This is a genomic window from Synechococcus sp. PCC 7336 (genome assembly GCF_000332275.1).
Taxonomy (GTDB): domain Bacteria; phylum Cyanobacteriota; class Cyanobacteriia; order Thermostichales; family PCC-7336; genus PCC-7336.
In genome coordinates, this window is sequence record NZ_CM001776.1 from 1,501,362 (window position 1) to 1,522,682 (window position 21,321).

Genomic DNA, 21,321 nt, shown 5'->3' on the forward strand with positions numbered 1-21,321 from the left:
GTAGAGGCGTGGCGATCGAGCCGACCACTGGCCTGGTGAGCTGGACCCCTAGCGCCGCTCAAATCGGTCCGACCACGGTTGAAGTGACGGCGATCGACGATCGCGCTGCTGAAGTCAGCCAAACCTTCAGCCTCGACGTGGTAGCAGCCGCCCCCAACGATGCCCCCGCGATCGTTTCCACCCCGCGCACCCGCACAAAGGTGGGTTCGCCCTACTTCTACACAGTCCAAGCCAACGACCCCAACGGCGACCCCCTCAGCTTCACCCTGCTCGACGCCCCCGCAGGCATGACCGTCGATGCACAAGGCAATCTCGCTTGGCTGTCCACCCCCGACCAATTTGGCGACAACACCGTCACGGTTGAAGTGAGTGACGGTCGGGGCGGCATCGCGCAACAGAGCTTCACCCTCTCGGTGGTGGCCCAGCGCCTCAATCAACCCCCCGAGATTACCTCGGTTCCCACCAGCTTCAGCGCCACGATTGAGAACGAATATGTCTATGACGCAGTGGCGATCGATGCCGATGGCGATCGCCTTTTCTGGAGTCTGGAGACCGCCCCCCCTCGGGTTGTCGTTAGATGCCCAAACCGGCACCCTACGCTGGACGCCCACCGCCGATCTCGTAGGTCGCCACGAAGTCGTCCTGCAAGCCACCGATAGTCAGGGAGCCTTTGTCTCTCAAGGGTTTACCCTCACCGTTCGCGGAGCCAATCTCCCCCCCGAAATCCTCTCGACTCCGCTCACTCAAGCAGCGTTGGGGCTCCCCTATGCCTACGCCGTCGTAGCACGGGATGAGGAAGGGGATACCATTAGCTTCGCGCTGGAATCGGCTCCAGCGGGCATGACCATTGACGGCCAAACCGGTTTGATTAACTGGACTCCCGATACCCTTAGTCCGGTCGAGGTGACGGTGGCGGCGAGTGATAGTCAGGGAGCCATCAGTCGCCAGAGCTACACGCTTGAGGTGACCGAAACGGCAGTGAATCAAGCGCCTGCCATCACCTCTCAGCCGATCTTTGTGGCAACGCCAGATACCCCCTACAGCTATCAAGTCACTGCTGCCGATCCCGATGCGGGGGATACTCTCACCTTCCAGTTGTTGGAGGGACCGGCGGGAATGGCGATCGATCCGGCCACCGGGCTCTTGAGTTGGGACCCAACTGCTTTAGATATCGGCACGTTTAGCGTGTCGGTGGGGGTGGTGGACGCTGGCGGTTTGGCTGGGGCTCAGCAATATACGCTGACGGTGTTGCCCAATACTGCTCCGGTGATTCTTTCCGCTCCGGTGACGCAAGCGGCGGCAGGACAGATCTATCGTTACGACCTGCGAGCAGCAGACCCCGATGGAGATGCGGTGCAGTTTGAGTTGCTGCAGGCACCAGCTGGCTTGACGATTGATGGGTTGGGTCGCATTCGCTGGGAGCCCGGATTGGCGGATGCCGGTCCAGCCACTGTGGAAGTTCGGGCGACGGACGGGCGCGGCGGGATTGCGACGCAGCTCTTCGATCTGACGGTGGCGGTGGACAATATTGCGCCGACGGTGGATGTGTTCCCCAGTCTTCGTCCGGTGGGAGTTGGGGAGAGTGTGACGCTGTTTGCGACGGCTGCGGACAATGTGGGGGTAGAGTCGCTCAGTTTGACGGTGAATGGGGTGGCGGTGCCTCTGGATTTGAATGGGTTCTATACGTTTGCGCCAGAGGTGGCGGGGGATGTGGTGGCGATCGCTACGGCCACGGATGCGGCGGGGAATAGTTCTCAGGCTCAGACGATTTTGCAGGTGCTCGACTTTAGCGATGCGGAAGCGCCTGTCATCGATCTGCCAGACTTGTCAGATTTAATAATCACCGCGCCCACCGACATTATCGGTACGGTGAGTGACGACAATTTGCAGTTCTACACGCTCTCGGTTGCCCCCATTGGCACTGAGAACTTCCAGGAAATCTTCCGAGGGACGACCCCAGTGGTGGATGGAGTGTTGGGGAGTTTTGACCCGACTTTGTTGCAGAACGATGCTTACACATTGCGTTTGGAGGCAGTTGACGCAGGTGGCAATATCGTTTCGGTGGATCGCACTGCCAATGTTGCAGGCGAGCTCAAATTAGGGAATTTCCAAATCTCCTTCACCGATTTAGCCTTGCCGGTGTCTGGCCTTCCCATCTTCCTTACTCGTACCTACGACAGCCTTAGCGCCAACAATAGAGATGAACTTGGATTTGGCTGGCGTCTGGAATTCCGCGATACCGACTTGCGTACCAGTTTGGGACGAGATGAGACCTTCGAAATATTCGGTATCCGCACCGAAGCCTTCAATGAATCCACTCGAGTCTACATTACCTTGCCAGGTGGGAAACGAGAATCCTTTACGTTTGCCCCTACTATCGATCCGGTTTCAGCCTTCTTCCCCTCCATTCCAGAAGGCGATCCAACCCTCTTCCGACCGGCCTTTAAAGCAGATGCTGGCGTAACCAGTACCTTAAAAGTGCAAGATGTGCGCTTGGGTCGCGATGCCAACGGCGATTTCTTCGGGCTGAATGGCGGTCGATACGATCCTGCCAATACTGACTATGGTTTTGGTGGTTTCTATGAACTGACAACCAAAGAAGGGGTTGTCTACCGCATTAATGCAACCACTGGCGATCTCGATACTGTTACGGATACCAACAGCAACGTCATTACCTTTAGCGATGATGGGGTCGCTAGCTCCACGGGCCAAGCGATCGTCTTTGAAAGAGATGCCAGTGGTCGCCTCTCTGCCGTCACCGATCCGAACGGTGCGTCCATACTCTACAGCTATAACGCTCTCGGGGATCTGGTTGAAGTGACAGACCGCGAAGGGAATACCACTCAGTTGGACTACAGTATCGAGCGCGAACATTTCTTACAGAACATTGTCGATCCGCTAGGAAGAACGGGAGTTCGCAACGAATACGACGAACGAGGACGTCTCGTACAATTGATCGATGTAGCTGGTGAGACCATCGATCTGACTTACGATCCGGCTAATGCCATCCAAACCACTGTCGATCGACTGGGCAATACGACGATCTCTGAATTTGATGTTCGGGGCAATACTGTCCGAGAAGTCGATGCCTTGGGTGGAATCACTACTCGTAGTTTCGATGACGATAACAACGTTCTCAGTGAAACGAATCCAGACGGGGAAACTTCTACGTTTAGCTACGACAGTAACCGCAATTTACTCTCCCAGACCGATCCTTCAGACAATGGCTTTGTATACTCCTACAGTACCGCCAACCGCCTCAGCTCCACAACCGACGCTTTGGGCAATACAATCCTGTACGCTCGTGACAGTCGGGGAAATCTGACTGTAGTGACGGATGCCCTCGGCAATGTCACCCGCCACACATACGATCTCGCTGGCAACCGGACCTCAACCACCGACCCAGATGGAAGTGTCACCCGATTCAACTACGATCGCTTTGGCAATCTCGTTCTCGAGGTCGACGCTCTCGGCAACGAGACGGCGTCCACTTTCGACAGCAGTGGCAACCAACTAACTGAAACTAGGACCCGTACTAGTGCCACAGGAGTCGAGACCGCCACCACTATCTTCACTTACGACGCTAATGACAATCAAACCTCGGTACTAGATGCTGAAGGGAACCTCATCCAGATGGAATTCGATGCTTTGGGAAACCTGACCGCAACGATCGATGCCTTGGGGCGGCGGACGGATCGGGTTTATGACGAAGAAGGGCGACTAATCGAAATTCGTAATCCCGACAGCACCGTCGAGACCTACGCCTACGATGCCGAAGGCCGACAAATCTCTGCCAGCGATCGGGCGGGAAGGACGACTACCTTTGTCTACGATGCCTTGGGTCGCCGAGTTGAAACGATTTTCCCCGACGCTACGCCAGAGACTCAGGATGACAATCCCCGTCGCCGCGTCGAATACGATCGCCTCGGGCAAGTAACAGCTCAAATTGACGAATTGGGGCAACGGACCGAATACGATTACGACGAGGCCGGCCGACTGATTCGCGTCCTGCTCAGTGATGGTGCCGTTGAAACCTTCGAATACGACGCTGCGGACAATCAAATTGCCGCGACCGATGCCCTCGGTCGCACCACACAATTTACCTACGATGCCCTCAATCGCCCGATAGAAACGCGCCTGTCTGATGGTAGTACGATGCTCAGACGATACGACGTTAACGGTAATTTAATCGAGGAAATCGATCCGAGCGGCCAAAGTACCCGTTTTGAGTACAATGACCTCGATCGCCTCACGGCTGTAGTCGATGCCTTGGGCGGGCGGACAGTATATGCCTACGACGAACTCGGCAACTTGGTTGCCCAGCAGGATGCCAACGATAACCTAACGCAATACGAGTTTGATAATCTCGGACGACGCACGGCGATTGTACGCCCCTTGGGTCAACGCTCCACTGCCACCTACGATGCCGTCGGCAATCTAATCTCGTCCACCGACTTTAACGGCAACACGACAACGCTGGAATACAACCTCGCGAATTTCTTAATATCCCAAGCTTTCGACGATGGCTCGACGATCGCCTACACCTACACACCTACTGGAGAACGAGAAACTGTCACTGACAGCAGCGGCACGACAACGTATGTCTACGACGAACGTCAGCGGTTGCTCTCCCGCACCGAGCTGGACGGACAGTTTGTCACTTACACATATGACTTGGCAGGTAATATCGCTTCGGTTTCAACAGCAACCGGAACGACGCAGTACACATACACATCGCGCAATCAACTCGCTAGTGTCATTGACGCTAATGGTGGGACGACAAATTACAGCTACGATCCCGTCGGCAACCTCCTTGAAGAGAGATTGGCGAATGGCTCCGTAGTTAGCCGCACATACGACGTCCTCGATCGCGTTTCGAACTCGCAAACAGCCGATAGTAGTGGTACCTTACTGGCCAGCTATATCTATACCTTTGATGCCAACGGCAACCGTACCTCCGTCAGCGAGCTAGACGGACGCAGCGTAGATTACACTTACGACGAGCTCCAACGCCTTGTCGCAGAACAGATGACCAATCCCAGCATTGGCGATCGCACCATCTCCTATACCTACGATGCTGTCGGCAACCGTACCACTCGGACAGACTCGCTTGATGGCATCACTACCTACAGCTACGACGATAACGATCGCCTGCTAAGTGAAGTCCTCGCCGGAGACACCACCACCTACAGTTACGACAACAACGGTAATTTAGTCGCAGAAATTGGGACAACTGCACAAACTACTTACAGATGGAACGCACGCAACCTCCTCTCTGCAATTGAAATCGTCGACGCCACCAGCATTCGACGCACCGACTATACGTACGATGCCGACGGCTTGCGTACAGGCGAAGTGACAGACGGTCGGGCCACTCGCTTCTTACTGGATACTAATCGGGCCAACGCTCAAGTCTTAGTGGAGCTGGCTTCAGACGGCACTCCTCAAGTTTCTTATACTTACGGCCTCGCTCTCATCTCTCAAGATCGCGATGGCAGCCAGTCATTTTATCTCCATGACGAACATAGCGGCGTCCGAGCCCTAACAGATGCCTCTGGATTAGTGACCGATAGCTATATCTACGATGCCTACGGCGAGATCGTTCAGGCGATCGGTCTCACCGAAAATGTCTATCTTTACCGTGGCGAACAGTTCGACACAGACTCAGGGCTGCAATACCTCCGCGCCCGCTACTACGATCCCGGCATCGGTCGATTTACTAGCACCGACCCCTTCGAAGGGTTGCTGACATCGCCGATATCTCGCCACCGATACCTATACGCCAACGACAACCCCATTACATTCTTGGACCCGAGTGGTGCAATATCAATCACCGCAGAACGAGGGGCAGCCGACCAGATTTTTGCCACCCTGCAGCGAATTAATTGGAATCGTGTAGTCGGCGTCGGATCAATTGCCCTCGGTGTTTTGGCGTCGCTCCGTAATGGCTTTATCCGATGGTCCGGGACATCGCGCTCTTTTGGAGCCAACGTCCCCGCGTTGGAAAGTATGACAGGGATATTCGGTTCTGCAGGATTCACTCTTGTTGATACCACATCCGAATGTGCGGTCGGACTCAATACTGGCTTCACTCCTCTGGAAGTCAGCGCGAGGTACGTTCTTGCCACCATCGGAGCCGGTATCCCTATTGATGGTTCTGCTGGGCCGAGTGTCACCCTAGACATCGCGGGAGAATTCGAAGCATTCACTAAGAGCGTGTCTGAAAAGGTCAGCAGATAAAGTTGAGAGGCTGAGTTAGAGCCTCCCAACCAATGACACGCCAATCCTACGACACCGATCTAACCCCTGCCCAGTGCGAGCTTCTAGCTCCGCTATTACCGCCAGCTAAGCCAGGCGGTCGTCCCCGCAGCGTCAACGTTTTCGAAGTGGTCAATGCCATCTTCTATCTGTTGAGAGCCGGATGTGCCTGGCGTCTGCTGCCCCACGACTTCCCCGCTTGGCAAACGGTCTACTATTACTTCCGTCAGTGGGAAGCCGATGGCACCTGGGAAGCTCTCAACCATGCTCTGCGCCAGCAACTGAGAGAAACGGTGGGGCGCAATCCTTCTCCCTCGGCAGCCTGCCTGGATTCCCAATCGGTCAAAACAGCTGGTGCCGCTCAAGAAACAGGCTTTGATGGAGGCAAAAAAGTTAAAGGTCGCAAGCGCACTATCCTGGTTGATACGATGGGTCTACTGCTGGGTGCCAAGGTCCACAGTGCCCGACGCTCCGACCATGACGGCCTCACCTTGCTGGGGATTTGGTTTGCCAGTATGTGGAGTTGCTTGCAATTGATTTGGACCGATAAAACCTTTGGTGGCAAATCTTTTGTGGCTTGGGTTGAGCAAGCGTTTGGCTGGACTATTGAAGTCGTACAACGGCCTGCTGAGCAAAAAGGGTTCCAGCTTTTACCTCGGCGATGGGTGGTTGAGCGCACCTTTGCCTGGTTTGGTCGATACCGTCGCTTGAGCAAGGACTACGAATATTTGCCCACTACGAGTGAGACGATGCTTTACGCTGCTATGGTCAATCTCATGCTTCGTAGGCTGGCTTGAGACTTTTCAGACACGTTCTAAGGGCGAGTTGGGACCCGATCCGTTCTTACTCACCCCCTTCACTGTGCAGCTGGATGTCAATACCTCTGCTGCCGGAGGCGGACAGATCGTTAGCTTCCTCATGGGAGTTGGTGCTGCTACAATCGCCGCGCCTACGTCTGCCATACCCGCTGTATCCGCAAGTATCAACGGAGGACTTTCGCTACCCGTTCCGGGAACAATTGTTCGCCATCCTTGTTCATTATAGCCTGCACGATTCGTGGCCGATGGTTAATAATACTTACACAATCTTTTCGACTTAGCTTTCAGTAATTATGGGGAAGTTACAATTGATTTCCACATTAAAAAGATGAGTTCTAGATATGCTGAGGACTGGAAGTATATTTGCATGCCTAGTGAATTACCTAGACTAGTATGCGCCTTTGGTGAAAAGGAGAGTAAGTGAATCAGATTGATAGCATAGCTGCGTTGCAGGCGATCGCGATTCTCTTTGCGATTGTTCTTCTAGGGCCGTCAGTGCTCAACTGGATTCTGGGCTGGTTTGCCACCAAGACACTGAGCGAAGTTGGAGATCTCGTCGATCCACCTTCTCCTTTCAAAGCCGCCACCTCGGGCAATATTGCCCAACTAGATGAGTGGCTCGCCACTGGTGCCTCTATCGATAGTCAAGATACCTATGGCAGAACCCCTTTGCACTGTGCAACTGCTGCCAGACACCTAGATGTCATGGATTGGTTACTCCAGCGGGGGGCTAGTTTGGACTTCAAAGTACGAGGAGATATGACGGTGTTGAATATCGCTGCGTCTTCTCAATGGCGAGAGGGGGTGGAGTTATTGCTCCAATATGGCGCTGAAATGGAGCCTGCTGCTGCCGCATTACTCGGCGATCTGGATTATTTCAGGACTTATCTGGATCGGGGCGGCGGCTCAAACGACGAATCCTCAGGACGTCCTTTACTTTATCTGGCAGCGTTCAATCGCGATATCGAGATGGTTCGCTTACTGTTGGATACTGGAGCAGATGTCAATAGTTGCGATCGCAATCTAGGGTGGACAGCACTACATTTTGCAGCCCAAAGCCAGTCCAAACTTGCTGAATTATTGCTCCAGCAAGGGGCAGATATAGAACGACAAGATAAATGTCGTCTGAGGCCCCTTCATGTCGCCGCCTCAAATGGTGCAGCCGATATTGTGGGAGTTCTGCTGGATAATGGTGCCGAAATTGAAGCAAACAGCAATGCTGGCACTCCCTTACAAGCTGCTGCTACAAAAGGGCATGCCAATGCAATCAAAATTCTCTTGGAACGAGGGGCGATTTGCGATCGACGTAATGGTATGGGAGAGACACCGCTTCATTTAGCTGTGGAAAAAGGGCATCTTGAAGCTGTTCGAGTTTTGCTTGAGTGGGGGGCAGATGTCAAGCTGAAACCGGCTCCCTTTCTAACGCCAGTTGCTCAATTAACGAGTGACGAAGCGATCAAACAACTCTTATATCAATACGGAGCATCTGCCTAAGAGCGTGTTTGAGAAGTCTACCGTCCTACGAAGGAATAGGGGTTCCAGACATCAACTCCGAACGCGAGAATTAGGGTTTCAGGCTTCTTAGCTACCTTTTCAAACGCCCTCTAAGAGGCCATCATTAGACCTCTTGCAAAAAAGTTTTGTGATAGAATGGCTGACTTTTCGCTCCGCTGAAGGACTGGCGGATGTAGCGCTAGATATGGCATACAACAGGACGAGAAACATTGATGTTGCTGCCAATGAACTACGAATCGGCCCAACGACTCCACCCCAACTCGTTTAAACGGCGATTTGGCGTGCGTCGCGACACCTTTAAACGCATCCTCAAAGCCTTAAAAGGGCAAATGCCTCAACCCTCAGGGCGGGGTCGAAAGCCAAGCCTCAGCCTGGAGGACCGCGTCTTGGTGGCTTTGGAGTATTGGCGAAAATATCGCACATACTTTCATCTCAGTACCGATTGGGGGGTGTCCGAATCGACTATTTGCCGCATCGTGCATTGGGTCGAGGATGCTTTGATGAGCTCTGGCTTGTTTCGTTTGCCCGGTAAGAAGCGCTTAATCCGGCGTGGTTCAACCATGTGGATTTGTCAATGGCGATGACGCTCGTGTGAACGATCTTAATCTTCAAACATTTTATACTATCCTTAAAGTACTCAGAGCAGTGCGATCGTGAAATCTCCTCGACAATCAACCATCCGTAGTCATCGTCGTAACGACGCCACACTTTCCTCATTCGTTGTGAAGGTGCTGCGCCGCAATCAAATATAACGTAGTTGGTAAACCACTCACAGAACCACGCACGCGGTCACAGCTGAAGAATCTATCGATGAATTCTCAATCGCTTTATACTCCTTTCTTTTCTAAAGTTACACAAAACCCTGTCGAAATCCAAGAGAATTTCATGGTCTTAATATCCCATTCGGTAAGCCTCTCCATGTTGAAAAGCCGCCCGAATTCTACCAATCAACTTTCTGGCAACAGCTACGATGGCTCGCTTCTTCCCGGTATGAGGATGGAGTCTTTCAAAAAATTCGGCTAATGCCTTGTCTTTTCCAATTGCACGCCAAGCAATTTCTATTAATATTCCTCTTACTCTGCTATTGCCCTGCTTGGTAATGTGCCCTCTTCGGATATTTTCACCGGTTGAATATTCACTCGGCGTTAGACCTGTAAAACTGAACAACTGGCGCTCATTCTTAAACTGAGACATATCTCCTAATTCATTAGAAAGAACCCGAGCTGATACCTTCCCGATTCCAGGGGCCGATTGGTAGGTACTCTCATTGGGGTCACTTTCAGCCTGATGCTTCAGCACTTTGTCTAATTTAGCGATCTGTTGGTCTAGGCTCTTCCAGATATCCCAGTAGGCTTCAACTGCAATAGTCAGCTCTTCCGAAAGATTCTGCTTGAACAACTCCCTGACTAGCTTGTGACTCATTCTCCGATTGTCGTCATGGTTGATGAGCCCCAGTTGATGGAACTTCATTCTAATTTTATTCTCGACAGCAGTTCGGTCCTCAACAAGCTGTTGTCTGGTTCGGCTGAGCATGCGGTGTAGTTCTTCTTCCTCGGTTAGGATTCGAACTCCCTTCAAACGTCCTGCTTCCAACAGAGAAGCCAGTTTATGGGCATCTCGTTTATCAGTCTTTACGCGATCGTTAACGGCTACTTCAATCGAAGGGACATGAACGACAATACTATCGATTCCATATTTCACCAGTTCTCGGTGTAGAACAAATGCAGAGAACCCAGCTTCATAGACAGTATGGATTCTTGCCCCTTCAAAGTATTTGAGAAGCTGTTCTGCAAGTCCCTGTGGTGAGGCTGCTGTCGTCCATTTCTTGACGACTTCACTGTCAGCCCTGGCAACAACTGAATAGGTTTTCTTGTGAACGTCAATTCCCACGAAAATATCTTTCCCAGAATAGGAGATGTGTTTGGTAGGTTTCTTCATTGGGTACCTCGCTCTCCGTAGAGACTAAATTCCTTTCCAAGTAGAGCTCACATGCCCTCAACACACCCAAATCCATCATAGAAACAATTGCGGGTTACACCTTCGACGCGATCGGGTGGAGCGATCGGTGTAATCTGAATGCTTGTCGTCGCCGCTCCGAATCGATCGCACCGAATGAAATCAGCCCCTTCAGTCGCAGCCAGCTTAAGCCCAGAAGTTCGCAAAACGATCGCCATTCAGGCGCTCTCCAAGTCAGAACCGATCAGCCATCTGGCAGCGGAGCTGCAGGTCAGCCGGAAATTCGTCTATCAACAAGCGAACCAAGCCCAACAGGTACTCGATGAGTCCTTTGCGCCTTCAGCAGATGACCAAGAGGTACTGTTCCATCTGCCCATCACCAAGGCTTGGCTGTTTCAGCTCATCCTGGCGTTGGTGCCGATCTGCCACTGCTCCTATCGAGGAGTCGTCGAACTGTTTCGCGATCTGTTCGACCTACACATCAGTGTCGGCACGATCCACAATCGCCTCCAAGCGGCAGCAGTGAGCGCTATGAAAATCAATCAATCCCAAGACCTGTCTACGATTGAGATCGGTCTCCACGACGAGATTTATCAGGGAGCTCAACCGGTATTGGCGGGAGTTGATGCCGCCTCAACCTACTGTTACCTGCTCCAAGCAGCAGAAACACGAGATGAAGATACCTGGGGCTGGCATTTACTCGAATCGATGGAGCAAGGATTCCAGCCGCGCTACACGATTGCGGATGGGGGAGCCGCTCTCAGAGCAGGCCAGAAAGCGGTCATGCCCGAGATTGACTGCCATGGCGATGTCTTCCACATCCAGCAGCAATTTTCCACCGTCGCCAATAGCTTGTCCCGACAAGCCAAAGGGGCGACCTCACGCCGACTCCAGCTAGAGCAGCAGATTGCCAAGGCCAGACTGACCCACCGAGTCACGCGACAGATGAACAGCCGCTTGGTCCACGCCAAACAACGAGAACGCAGGCTGGTGCCTCTGGCTCAGGATCTCAAAACACTGTTGCAGTGGCTCTGTCATGACGTACTCGAACTGGCAGGTTCATCCCTGGAGGTGCGTCAGGAACTGTTTGACTTCATCGTTGTTGAGCTCCAGAAATTAGAGTGCAAGCAGCATCCCACGATTCGCACACTCCGTAAGTCCTTACGCAAGCAGCGGGACGATCTGCTGGCGTTTGCTGGTGTGCTGGATGGCAAACTTGCCGCGATCACCCAACGCTTTGACTTGCCCTTGGAGACGGTGCGAGAGGTTTGTTTGCTCTATCGAAAACAGCCCACATCCCAGGTTTACTGGGAGAGCTGGAATCAATTGCATGGCGAGCTTTCGAGGCGGTTTCACCCCTTGATGGGGGTTTGGGTGAGGCTCTCACCCAAACCCCCAGGGCCAGTTCTCTGGTGGAGAATCTCAACTCCCGCTTGCGCAACTACTTTTTCCTGCGCAAGACACTGAGCGACTCCTATCTGGACCTGCTACAATTCTTCCTCAATCATCGCCGCTTCATCCGCAGTCAAGTCCCAGAGCGCTCGGGCAAAAGTCCTGCCGAGCTGATGACGGGGATTGCTCATCCACACTGGCTCGAACTGTTGGGATTCCAACGCTTCCAAAGAGCGTAATCCGACCCCGTATGTCTAGCCTGGTCATCCTTCAGTGATGGCCCACTTTGTCGTGAAAGTGTTACCCAAAAGAGGCCAAAAATGAACCATGCCGCCAGAGTTACACGCTTGAGGTGACCGAAACGGCAGTGAATCAAGCGCCTGCCATCACCTCTCAGCCGATCTTTGTGGCAACGCCAGATACCCCCTACAGCTATCAAGTCACTGCTGCCGATCCCGATGCGGGGATACTCTCACCTTCCAGTTGTTGGAGGGACCGGCGGGAATGGCGATCGATCCGGCCACCGGACTCTTGAGTTGGGACCCAACTGTTTTAGATATCGGCACGTTTAGCGTGTCGGTGGGGGTGGTGGACGCTGGCGGTTTGGGTGGAGCTCAGCAATATACGCTGACGGTGCTGCCCAACAATGCTCCGGTGATTCTTTCCGCTCCAGTGACGCAAGCGGCGGCAGGACAGATCTATCGTTACGACCTGCGAGCAGCAGACCCCGATGGAGATGCAGTTCAGTTTGAGTTGCTGCAGGCACCAGATGGTCTGACGATTGATGGGTTGGGTCGCATTCGCTGGGAGCCTGATGCGGCCGATGCCGGTAACGCGACGGTGGAAGTTCGGGTGACGGACGGGCGCGGCGGGATTGCCACGCAGCTTTTCGAGCTGACGGTGGCGGTGGACGATATTGTGCCGACGGTGGATGTGTTCCCCAGTCTTCGTCCGGTGGGAGTTGGGGAGAGTGTGACGCTGTTTGCGACTGCTGCGGACAATGTGGGGGTAGAATCGCTCAGTTTGACGGTGAATGGGGTGGCGGTGCCTCTGGATTTGAATGGGTTCTATACGTTTGTGCCAGAGGTGGCAGGGGATTTGGTGGCGATCGCCACGGCCACTGATGCGGCGGGGAATAGTTCTCAGGCGGAGACGATTTTGCAGGTGCTCGACTTTAGCGATGCGGAAGCGCCTGTCATCGATCTGCCAGACTTGTCAGATTTAATAATCACCGCGCCCACCGACATTATCGGTACGGTGAGTGACGACAATTTGCAGTTCTACACGCTCTCGGTTGCCCCCATTGGCACTGAGAACTTCCAGGAAATCTTCCGAGGGACGACCCCAGTGGTGGATGGAGTGTTGGGGAGTTTTGACCCGACTTTGTTGCAGAACGATGCTTACACATTGCGATTGGAGGCAGTTGATGCGGGAGGTAATTCTATTTCAGTCGATCGCACCGTCAACGTCGCGGGCGATCTGAAGCTCGGAAACTTCCAGCTATCCTTTACGGATTTAGAGATCCCCATTGCAGGGATACCCATTACTATCACTCGGACCTACGACACCCTGACTTCCAATATTAGTGATGACTTCGGCTTTGGTTGGCGACTGGAATTCCGCGACACCAACCTGCAGACCAGTCTGGGCCGAGACGAAGTATTCGAGCAATTCGGCATCCGAACACAAGCCTTTGACGAACGCACCCGTGTTTACATCACATTGCCGGGCGGTCAGAGACAAGCTTTCACCTTTGCACCTACAATCGATCCCATCTCTGCATTCTTCCCCTCCCTAGTGCTATCCATTAGGCACAAGTCGATGGAGAGCTTACTGTGACTGGATTATAAACTGCAGTAGAGACTGAAGCAGTTGTAGCCGGAGGGAGAGAAACCATGCAAGATTGGGTCAGCCAAGAAATCAACCCGATCCACTTCGCCGATTTGCGACATGCAAAGCGGTTGGGGCAGATCGTCACAGACTTGAGTGAGCAGCCCACAGCGAGCGTGCCTCAGGCGAGTGGGAATGCCTCAGTGGCCCAAGGAACCTATCGATTTTGGGCCAACCCGAAGGTGAGCACGAGCAGCATTCTGGACAGTCATCGTGATGGAGTGGTCAGGCGGGCCCTCACGGGCAAGACGGTGCTGGCCATTCAAGACACAACGGATTTCGACTTCACCACTCACCCCCAGACCGAAGGGCTGGGCTTCATCAATCAAAGCCATCAACAGGGAATCAAAGTCCACAGTTGTTTTGCGGTGAGCGGCGAGGGAGAACCCTTAGGTCTGTTGAGTCAATTCATCTGGAATCGCAAACAGCGGCGCGGGAAGAAAGAAAAACGCTCAGTGACTCCCATCGAGCAAAAGGAAAGCTATCGCTGGATAGCAACTCTCGCAGCCGTAGAGCGAGAGCTCGCGGGCCAAGAGCAAGTGGTTCATATTGGCGATCGAGAAGCAGACATCTTCGAACTGTTTGCCCATCCCCGTGCGGACAACAGGGAGTTACTCATCCGCGCAAGGCACAATCGCAAACTTAGCCACGAGCTGGGCAAGTTCATCCCCACCCTCGAACAAGCCCCAGTCTTGGGAGCGATGAGCCTGCAAGTGCAGCGTAATCCCAAGCGAGCGGCCCGCATTGCCCAGTTGCAGGTGCGGGCGATGGCGGTGACGCTGGAGGTGCCATCGCATCACCTCAAAGCCGCGAGCTTAGAGCCCGTGCGCCTCAATGCCATCTTCGTGGAAGAAACCGTCCCCCCTGATGATGGCGCTCAGCCGATTCGCTGGTTTCTGCTGACCAGCTTGCCAGTTGAGAGCTTCGAGCAGGTCTGTCAGTGCATCCGCTGGTATAGCTACCGCTGGCTGATTGAGCGGTTTCACTTCACCCTCAAAAGTGGCTGTGGCATCGAACAGCTCCAACTGCAAAGCTATGAGCGCTTGCTCAAGGCTCTGGCAACCTACAACGTTGTAGCTTGGCGATTGATGTGGCTGACCTACCGCGCTCGACTCACCCCGCAAGCCTCCTGTGAGCTCGTTTTACAGCCTGCTGAATGGCGGCTGTTACGACGCAAGTTTGTGCCGAAAAGTCGCTCTCAAAAGCCACCCACTCTGCAACAGGCAATGCTGTGGATTGCTCGATTGGGAGGCTTCTTGGCTCGCAAGGGCGATGGCAACCCTGGATTGAAGACGCTTTGGCGAGGGCTGACCAAACTCCACCATTTGCTTGAAGGGGCTCAACTGGCTTCTCAAAGCTAGTGCCTGTCTATGGTTCAGCTACTTTTGCCTAATGGATAGTCCATCGGGGGAGGAGACCCTACCTTGTTCAAGCCCGCCTTTATTGGAGATGCTGGAGTCACAAGCACTCTAGAGGTTGAAGATGTTCGATTAGGTCGCGCTGCAGACGGAACCTTCTTTGGACTCAATGGCAGTGGGTACAATCCGGCAGATGCCGCGTCGGGGTTTGGCGGTTTTTATAAGCTCACGACCAAAGAGGGCGCAATCTACCGAATTGATGCCAATACCGGTGATGTGGAGACCATTACCGATCCTAACGGGAACACCATTACCTTTACTGACGCTGGAGTGGCTAGCTCCACAGGACAGGCGATTGACTTCGAACGGGATGCCAACAACCGAGTGGCAGCTATCCTCGACCCACTTGGAGAACGCATTCTTTATGAGTACGATGTGGAGGGAGATTTGATCGCCGTCACCAATCGAGAAGAGAATACAACTCAATTTAACTATTTAGACACGAGAACCCATTTCTTAGATGAAGTCATCGATCCGTCAGGCAATCCTGGTGCGCGTATCAACTATGACGAACAGGGCCGTCTACAACAGGTTTTAGATGTTAACGGAGAAGCAACTCTATTCAGTTTCGATCCCAATAATTCAGTTCAAGATATTACAGATATTTTTGGGACTACTCGTATATACGAATATGATGAACGGGGCAATATCCTAACCGAGATCGATCCGACCAACACAATCGTTCGACGTAAGTATGATATCAACAACAACATTATTGAGGAAATTGTCTCGACAGGCCCCTCTGAATCGGACGTGCAAGTTACAACCTTCACCTACGATAATCTCAGCAACCGCTTGAGTAGAACTAATCCTCTTGGAGAAACAGATCTCTATACCTATACCTCCGGCAGTCAACTGACAAGTCGAGTCAATCCATTAGGCCACTCAACACTGTTTGAATACGATGATAATGGCAATTTAAGGTTGAGACAAGATGCAGAAGGTAACATTACAATATATAACTATGATAGTCGTGGGAACCTTTTAGTTGTTGACGAAGGAACTGCTGGTATTACAACCTTTACCTACGATCGCTTTAACAATGTTGAGTCTGAAACTGACGCACTTGGCAATACAACTATCTTTACTTACGACCTAAATGGAAATCAACTCACTGAATCAAGGATAGCCACTACTCCAGAGGGAGTGAGGACAATACTTTCGAGAACAGAATATGATAGAGAAGGGAATATAGTTTTAAGTGTTAATCCAGAGGGCGAGGAAACTCGCTCTGAATACGATGCAAATGGAAGAAGAGTCACAGAGATAGATGCTCTCGGGCGTCGAACAAATTTTGTTTACGACGAGAAGGGGAATCTCATTGAAACAATTTTCCCAGACAATACCCCTGAAAATCTGAGTGACAATCCAAGAATTCAATCTGGTTTCAATGCAGCTGGCAATCAAATAGGGTTTATCGACCGTGAAAATAATATATTTGGCTATACATATTCCGCTATCGATCAAATTTCAAGCTTTATTTTGCCTGACAATTCTCCCGAAGATCTAAATGACAACGATCGCTTTTCCATTGATTACGATATAACGGGATTGGTATCCCAAATCACTCATCCAAACGATCGGATTACAGAGCTAGAATATGATTTAGCAGGACGACTGGTAACAACTCGTGAATTTGTCAGTGAGGGGCTATTCGCAGAATTTAATGTTATTTATGATGCTGATGGCAGAGAGATTGCCAGGATAAATCCGCTAGGAGAAAAAACGGAGTTCATTTATGACAATCTCGATCGACTGATTGAAACTATTTATCCTGATTTAAGCCGTGAAACCAGAGAATACGATCGTTCAGGCAATCTCTTAGGTATTGTCGATCGCAATGGAGACAGTACAAGATTTGAATATGATTTACTAAATCGTGTTACTGCTGTCGTCAACCCTCTCGGTCATCGCACCGAGTATGAATACGATGAAGTTGGCAATCTCATTCTCCAACGAGATTCTAATGAGAATGAAACTCGGTTTGAATACGATGGCATAGGTCGCCAAACGGCGATTGTTCTGCCCTTGAGCCAGCGCAGCCAGACTGTCTATGATGATGTAGGAAATGTCATTCAGAGAATTGATTTTAATGGAGAGACAACCAACTTTGAATACAATGCAGAAAATCTTCTAACAGGTATCGACTTCTTATCTGAAGGCCGTACCCTAGAATTCACCTACACGCCTAATGGCCGAAGAGGCACGGCAATTGACGAACGCGGCACCACTATTTATGAGTATGATGCCCAAGGCAATATTATCTCTCGCACAGAGCCTGATGGCAGGAATGTCAGTTACACCTACGATACATCTGGGAATGTGACAAGTGTAACCACCGGTTCTGGTACAACTCAATATGTCTACGATCTCCTCAATCGATTGGATACTGTTACTCGAAATGGTGAAATTACAGATTATGATTACGATCTCACTGGTAATATCACCCGCATTAAGTATCCAAATGGAATTATCGAGTCAAGAGAATACGATAGAGAAAGTCGTGTTACCTCTATAAACAGTCAAACACAGGCAGGTAATATTCTTGCCAGCTATCAGTATACCTATGATGCTGCTGGCAACATTACATCCGTTGAAGAGCTAGATGGACGGATTGTTACCTATACCTATGATGAGCTCAATCAGCTCCTTCGAGAAGAGATCCAAGATCCTATTTCTGGCAATAGAACACTTGAATATACTTACGATAAAGTCGGCAACCGACGGTCACTAGTAGATTCTATCGTTGGTAACATCAGCTATGTCTATGACGATAACGATCGCTTGATTTTAGAAATTGAGCCTGACAATACAATCGCTTACTCCTATGACGAAAATGGCAATTTACTAAGATCTGAAGGGTTAGATGGCAACAGCAATCAATATACATGGAACTCCCAAAATCAACTAGTTCAAGTGGAATCCTTACTAGCTGGAGAGATCCAGACAGTTGTGCAATATTCCTACGATGCTGATGGTATTCGTATTGCAACCAATGTTAATGGTGAAGAGATTCGATACCTTATAGATAATAGTCAAGAGTTCGAGCAGGTGCTGGAGGAGTATACTCCAGATCTGACTACATTGAGATCGTATGTACACGGCCTATCTAGAATCTCTGAAAGTGAAGACGGTGTTTCGACATTCTTATTACATGACGAGCACAGTGGTATTAGGCAAATAACCGATGGAAATGGTCAAGTTCTACAGGAATATGCTTACGATGCTTATGGCAACCCTTCTATTGATGCCGATCGACCAGTAAATGAATTTCTTTATCAAGGTGAGGCTTACGATGAAGCAGTCGATTTGCAATATCTCCGAGCCCGCTATTACGATCCATCTATTGGACGATTTATCAGCACCGATCCTTTCCCAGGATTTATCCAAGTTCCACAATCTCGACATAAATATCTCTATGCTAATAACAATCCAGTCAATATCACGGATCCAAGTGGCTTAATTGCTTTAATAGAACAAACTAGCGCTTCACAAACTGTCTTGGGAATTATAACAAATATCTATGCAAGTGCTATCGGATTGGTTGTTGTACAGGTTGGTATCAGTAGTGCTTTGCCCAGAGAGATTGAGTGGAATGGACCATTATCTAGCCTCGATTTGACCAGTATATTGTTGACCCGTGGAACTCTGTTTGAGGGCACCTCCTCAACAGGTGGGGCGTTTTTAGGGAGATTTGGAACTTCTGAAGTCTTTAGCAATAATTGGGTTCAGATTGCTTTTGGAATTCCTCTATTTCCTAGCTCTCCAGTTCCTGATTTTATTCAATTTGGATCGGCAAGATTATTGTCTCCAACTTTAATTGGAGCTCAAGCTGGAGCTCTAACAGGAGGAGCACTATTTGGTTCTGCAAGATCGGGTATTGCTTCTCTTGGGACATTAGTTCTCGGATTTGGAATTGGTGATTTTGCGGTGACTTTTGACCAGAGCTTCAGTAGAGCTAGTAATGTTTCTTTTAATTCTCAAGTTGGCTTTTCTCTTCCTCTTGGCAGATTGCAAGATGGTATTGATGTTACATAGAATTTCGTACGTGACGCATCTCTTGAATCTTGATATTTGTCTTCCGAATAGGAATTAAACATCATGGGTATATATTATAAAGTCCTGTTCTCGATCTGTATCGTACCAGCATTGTTCTTACTGTATTCTACAATCCATAGTGAGGTTGTCAGCTATAATGTAGCAAGAGGTAGACCTCCTAAGAGGCTAAAGAATTTTCCTACGCATCAACCAGATCGATCGAGATATTTGCAGCTTAAAGAAAAGAGTCAAGAGTTTATTTTATCTACACTTGAAGGAAGGTCATTCATCCTCAAGTTAGATTCATTAGATCTCAACGAGATGTATTTAAGGGGAGAAAATCGAAGTAAATATCTTCCAGGAGTACACTATTATTATGAGATTGTTGGAGATCGCATTGTCGAACTGCGCATACAATGGCCTGAAACCACTAAAGATGGATGCTATATGTCTCGAAGAGAGATATCTTTTTCTAGAAAAGACAGTGATTGGATTGAGGAGTCTCACTACTACTATAGTCAAGATCATGTTTTGAGCTTTTTGAAGGAGCAAACATTAAGTCTAAGATTATTCGAGTCTACTTTTTTGGCAGTCAGTCTTGGGGTGACAAATGTACTTGCTCTCTTTAAGTATCACGAGCCTGAAGAATATAGAAAATTTGTATGTTTTACTCGTAGCATCAAAAATATAGAAATTTTTGATGATTGTTTAGTTCTTACTTCTTAGCCTTAGTCATGTTATGGAATTCTTTTCATTGTCCCCGATGGCAGCTTCAGTTTTGAGACTCTCTCAATGGCGATCGAGGATATCGACATCGTGGAGCCCAACCAGAATTTCTTCGGCGTCAATTTCGGCACCGGTCGCCTGTTGGGAGCTGCCGCCTCCGACTTTGAGGAAATCGTCGGGGATATCATCCTCACGCAAGAATTCGATACGGGCACGGACTATTCCGTCTCTTCTGGAATGGCACTTCCCTACAAACCCACCGTTTGGAACTCACGTCAGACTCAGCCATTCCCGGTCGATGGGAACACATCACGTTTGCCCCCAACGGTCTGATTGAAGTGCCTGTCGATCCGGGCTTACCGGGAGTGACCATCTTCCTCGACGACAATGGCAACAATCAGCGGGATGAAGGGGAACGGTTTACCACCACCGACGCCAATGGCAATTACACGTTCTCCGGTCTGTTGCCCGGAACTTACACGGTCGCGGAAGAGCTCCAACCGGGTTGGGAACAGACAGCCCCTGCTGGATTCACCCACGAGGTCGTGGTGGCCTCCAGCCAAGCGGTAACAGAGATCAAGCGATCGCTTTTGAAAGAGATGCCAGCGATCGCATCTCTGCTGTCACTGACCCGAACGGTGCCTCCATTCGCTACGGCGATAACGCTCTTGGAGATCTGGTTGAAGTGATCGATCGCGAAGGGAATACGACTCAGTTGGACTACAGTGTTGGAAGAATCATTCAGGGCATGGGTATTCGATGAAAAGGGACGTTTTTAGGCACGCTTATCTGGAGAGTGGAAAAAACTGGGGAAAGCTTGTGAAGGCTACGATCGAGCTTGGTTGCCTACATGCGACACCTCCCCCAAGCTCTGCCATGCGGGATTGAGCTCCCGTTGCGCTCGGGATTCACTTTCCTGCCGGAAGCATTCTCCCCCGGTTTTTCGCCCTCTAATGAGAGACACTTTTTGTCTGATGCTGTATTTTTTTGGCAATCTGAAAACCTTTTTACACACATCTCCTCTAGTTGCCACTCAAGCTCAAGCTTTAGCTTTGCTTTGGTTTTATATTGGTACATAAGAAACTCTATTTCTTGATACGTAGGACAAAACTTTATAAGGCATGAAAGGAATATGGAGTCATATTATAGGCTTCTTACTAGAGGAGTAGCTCTGCTTCCCTAGAGCGATAGATAAATCTCGAACAGATGGCAGGCACCCGATTGGCTGACTTGTGATATAAGCCTACTGGTGCATATCAAGAAAGGCATGACATATTTCTTTCTTGTTAAGTTGGGAAGGTAGCCTAAAA

The 21,321-nt window shown here is 50.6% G+C and carries 14 protein-coding genes and 1 pseudogene; 12 read left to right on the forward strand and 3 right to left on the reverse strand.

Translation table 11 applies throughout. The annotated features are described in order from the left end of the window. Nucleotides 1-8: 8 nt before the first annotated feature. From SYN7336_RS32190 to SYN7336_RS07250, 5 genes and pseudogenes are all read left to right on the forward strand, one after another. Nucleotides 9-659, forward strand: coding sequence for a putative Ig domain-containing protein (locus SYN7336_RS32190; RefSeq protein ID WP_026100786.1), 651 nt, complete (start codon nucleotides 9-11; stop codon nucleotides 657-659). Next, a complete protein-coding gene (locus SYN7336_RS24875) occupies nucleotides 568-6,240 on the forward strand; it encodes a putative Ig domain-containing protein (protein WP_017325263.1) in 5,673 nt (1,890 codons plus the stop codon). The genes SYN7336_RS32190 and SYN7336_RS24875 overlap by 92 nt, the downstream gene beginning before the upstream one ends. Nucleotides 6,241-6,272: 32 nt before the next feature. Continuing rightward, nucleotides 6,273-7,055, forward strand: a complete 783-nt coding sequence (locus SYN7336_RS07240) for an IS5 family transposase (protein ID WP_017325264.1) — start codon at nucleotides 6,273-6,275, stop codon at nucleotides 7,053-7,055. Nucleotides 7,056-7,496: 441 nt separating this feature from the next. Then, nucleotides 7,497-8,570, forward strand: a complete 1,074-nt coding sequence (locus SYN7336_RS07245) for an ankyrin repeat domain-containing protein (protein ID WP_017325265.1) — start codon at nucleotides 7,497-7,499, stop codon at nucleotides 8,568-8,570. Between the two features lie 245 nt (nucleotides 8,571-8,815). Further along, nucleotides 8,816-9,139: pseudogene (locus tag SYN7336_RS07250) on the forward strand (transposase family protein); the annotation flags it as partial. Nucleotides 9,140-9,482: 343 nt separating this feature from the next. Here the strand turns inward: SYN7336_RS07250 and SYN7336_RS07255 are convergent. After that, nucleotides 9,483-10,529: an IS110 family transposase gene (locus SYN7336_RS07255; protein WP_017325267.1), complete on the reverse strand. Its 1,047-nt coding sequence runs from the start codon at nucleotides 10,527-10,529 to the stop codon at nucleotides 9,483-9,485. Between the two features lie 174 nt (nucleotides 10,530-10,703). Here SYN7336_RS07255 and SYN7336_RS24880 point away from each other — a divergent pair, with 174 nt between their 5' ends. Beyond that, nucleotides 10,704-12,014, forward strand: a complete 1,311-nt coding sequence (locus SYN7336_RS24880; RefSeq protein ID WP_227498618.1) for a hypothetical protein — start codon at nucleotides 10,704-10,706, stop codon at nucleotides 12,012-12,014. A 20-nt stretch (nucleotides 12,015-12,034) separates the two neighbouring features. On the opposite strand, the gene SYN7336_RS32620 is transcribed toward SYN7336_RS24880, so the two are convergent. Beyond that, nucleotides 12,035-12,169, reverse strand: coding sequence for a hypothetical protein (locus SYN7336_RS32620; protein WP_017325268.1), 135 nt, complete (start codon nucleotides 12,167-12,169; stop codon nucleotides 12,035-12,037). Nucleotides 12,170-12,291: 122 nt separating this feature from the next. Here SYN7336_RS32620 and SYN7336_RS30665 point away from each other — a divergent pair, with 122 nt between their 5' ends. From SYN7336_RS30665 to SYN7336_RS30670, 5 genes are all read left to right on the forward strand, one after another. Next, a complete protein-coding gene (locus tag SYN7336_RS30665; protein ID WP_156820065.1) occupies nucleotides 12,292-12,474 on the forward strand; it encodes a hypothetical protein in 183 nt (60 codons plus the stop codon). Beyond that, on the forward strand, nucleotides 12,444-13,778 hold the full coding sequence (locus SYN7336_RS27775) for a putative Ig domain-containing protein (RefSeq protein WP_051039776.1): 1,335 nt from the start codon (nucleotides 12,444-12,446) through the stop codon (nucleotides 13,776-13,778). The genes SYN7336_RS30665 and SYN7336_RS27775 overlap by 31 nt, the downstream gene beginning before the upstream one ends. A 56-nt stretch (nucleotides 13,779-13,834) precedes the next feature. Beyond that, nucleotides 13,835-15,190, forward strand: a complete 1,356-nt coding sequence (locus SYN7336_RS07270) for an IS4 family transposase (RefSeq protein WP_017324427.1) — start codon at nucleotides 13,835-13,837, stop codon at nucleotides 15,188-15,190. 63 nt (nucleotides 15,191-15,253) lie between these two features. After that, nucleotides 15,254-19,285, forward strand: a complete 4,032-nt coding sequence (locus SYN7336_RS07275; RefSeq protein ID WP_020480084.1) for an RHS repeat-associated core domain-containing protein — start codon at nucleotides 15,254-15,256, stop codon at nucleotides 19,283-19,285. 228 nt (nucleotides 19,286-19,513) lie between these two features. Continuing rightward, entirely contained in the window at nucleotides 19,514-20,011 is a 498-nt protein-coding gene (locus SYN7336_RS30670; RefSeq protein WP_017325269.1) for a hypothetical protein, read from the forward strand. A gap of 63 nt (nucleotides 20,012-20,074) precedes the next feature. Here SYN7336_RS30670 and SYN7336_RS32625 read toward each other — a convergent pair whose 3' ends face one another. Then, entirely contained in the window at nucleotides 20,075-20,209 is a 135-nt protein-coding gene (locus SYN7336_RS32625) for a hypothetical protein (protein ID WP_017325270.1), read from the reverse strand. Nucleotides 20,210-20,274: 65 nt separating this feature from the next. Between SYN7336_RS32625 and SYN7336_RS07290 the strand changes: the two genes are divergently transcribed. Further along, complete coding sequence (locus SYN7336_RS07290) at nucleotides 20,275-20,700, forward strand: SdrD B-like domain-containing protein (protein ID WP_017325271.1); 426 nt, start codon at nucleotides 20,275-20,277, stop codon at nucleotides 20,698-20,700. The last annotated feature ends 621 nt before the right edge of the window (nucleotides 20,701-21,321 follow it).

Bases quoted from the DNA above. Each gene is read 5' to 3' on its own strand.
- SYN7336_RS07240 (WP_017325264.1), top strand. From the start codon at position 6,273: ATGACACGCCAATCCTACGACACCGATCTAACCCCTGCCCAGTGCGAG.
- SYN7336_RS27775 (WP_051039776.1), top strand. From the start codon at position 12,444: ATGGCGATCGATCCGGCCACCGGACTCTTGAGTTGGGACCCAACTGTT.
- SYN7336_RS07270 (WP_017324427.1), top strand. From the start codon at position 13,835: ATGCAAGATTGGGTCAGCCAAGAAATCAACCCGATCCACTTCGCCGAT.
- SYN7336_RS07255 (WP_017325267.1), bottom strand. From the start codon at position 10,529: ATGAAGAAACCTACCAAACACATCTCCTATTCTGGGAAAGATATTTTC.
- SYN7336_RS24880 (WP_227498618.1), top strand. From the start codon at position 10,704: ATGAAATCAGCCCCTTCAGTCGCAGCCAGCTTAAGCCCAGAAGTTCGC.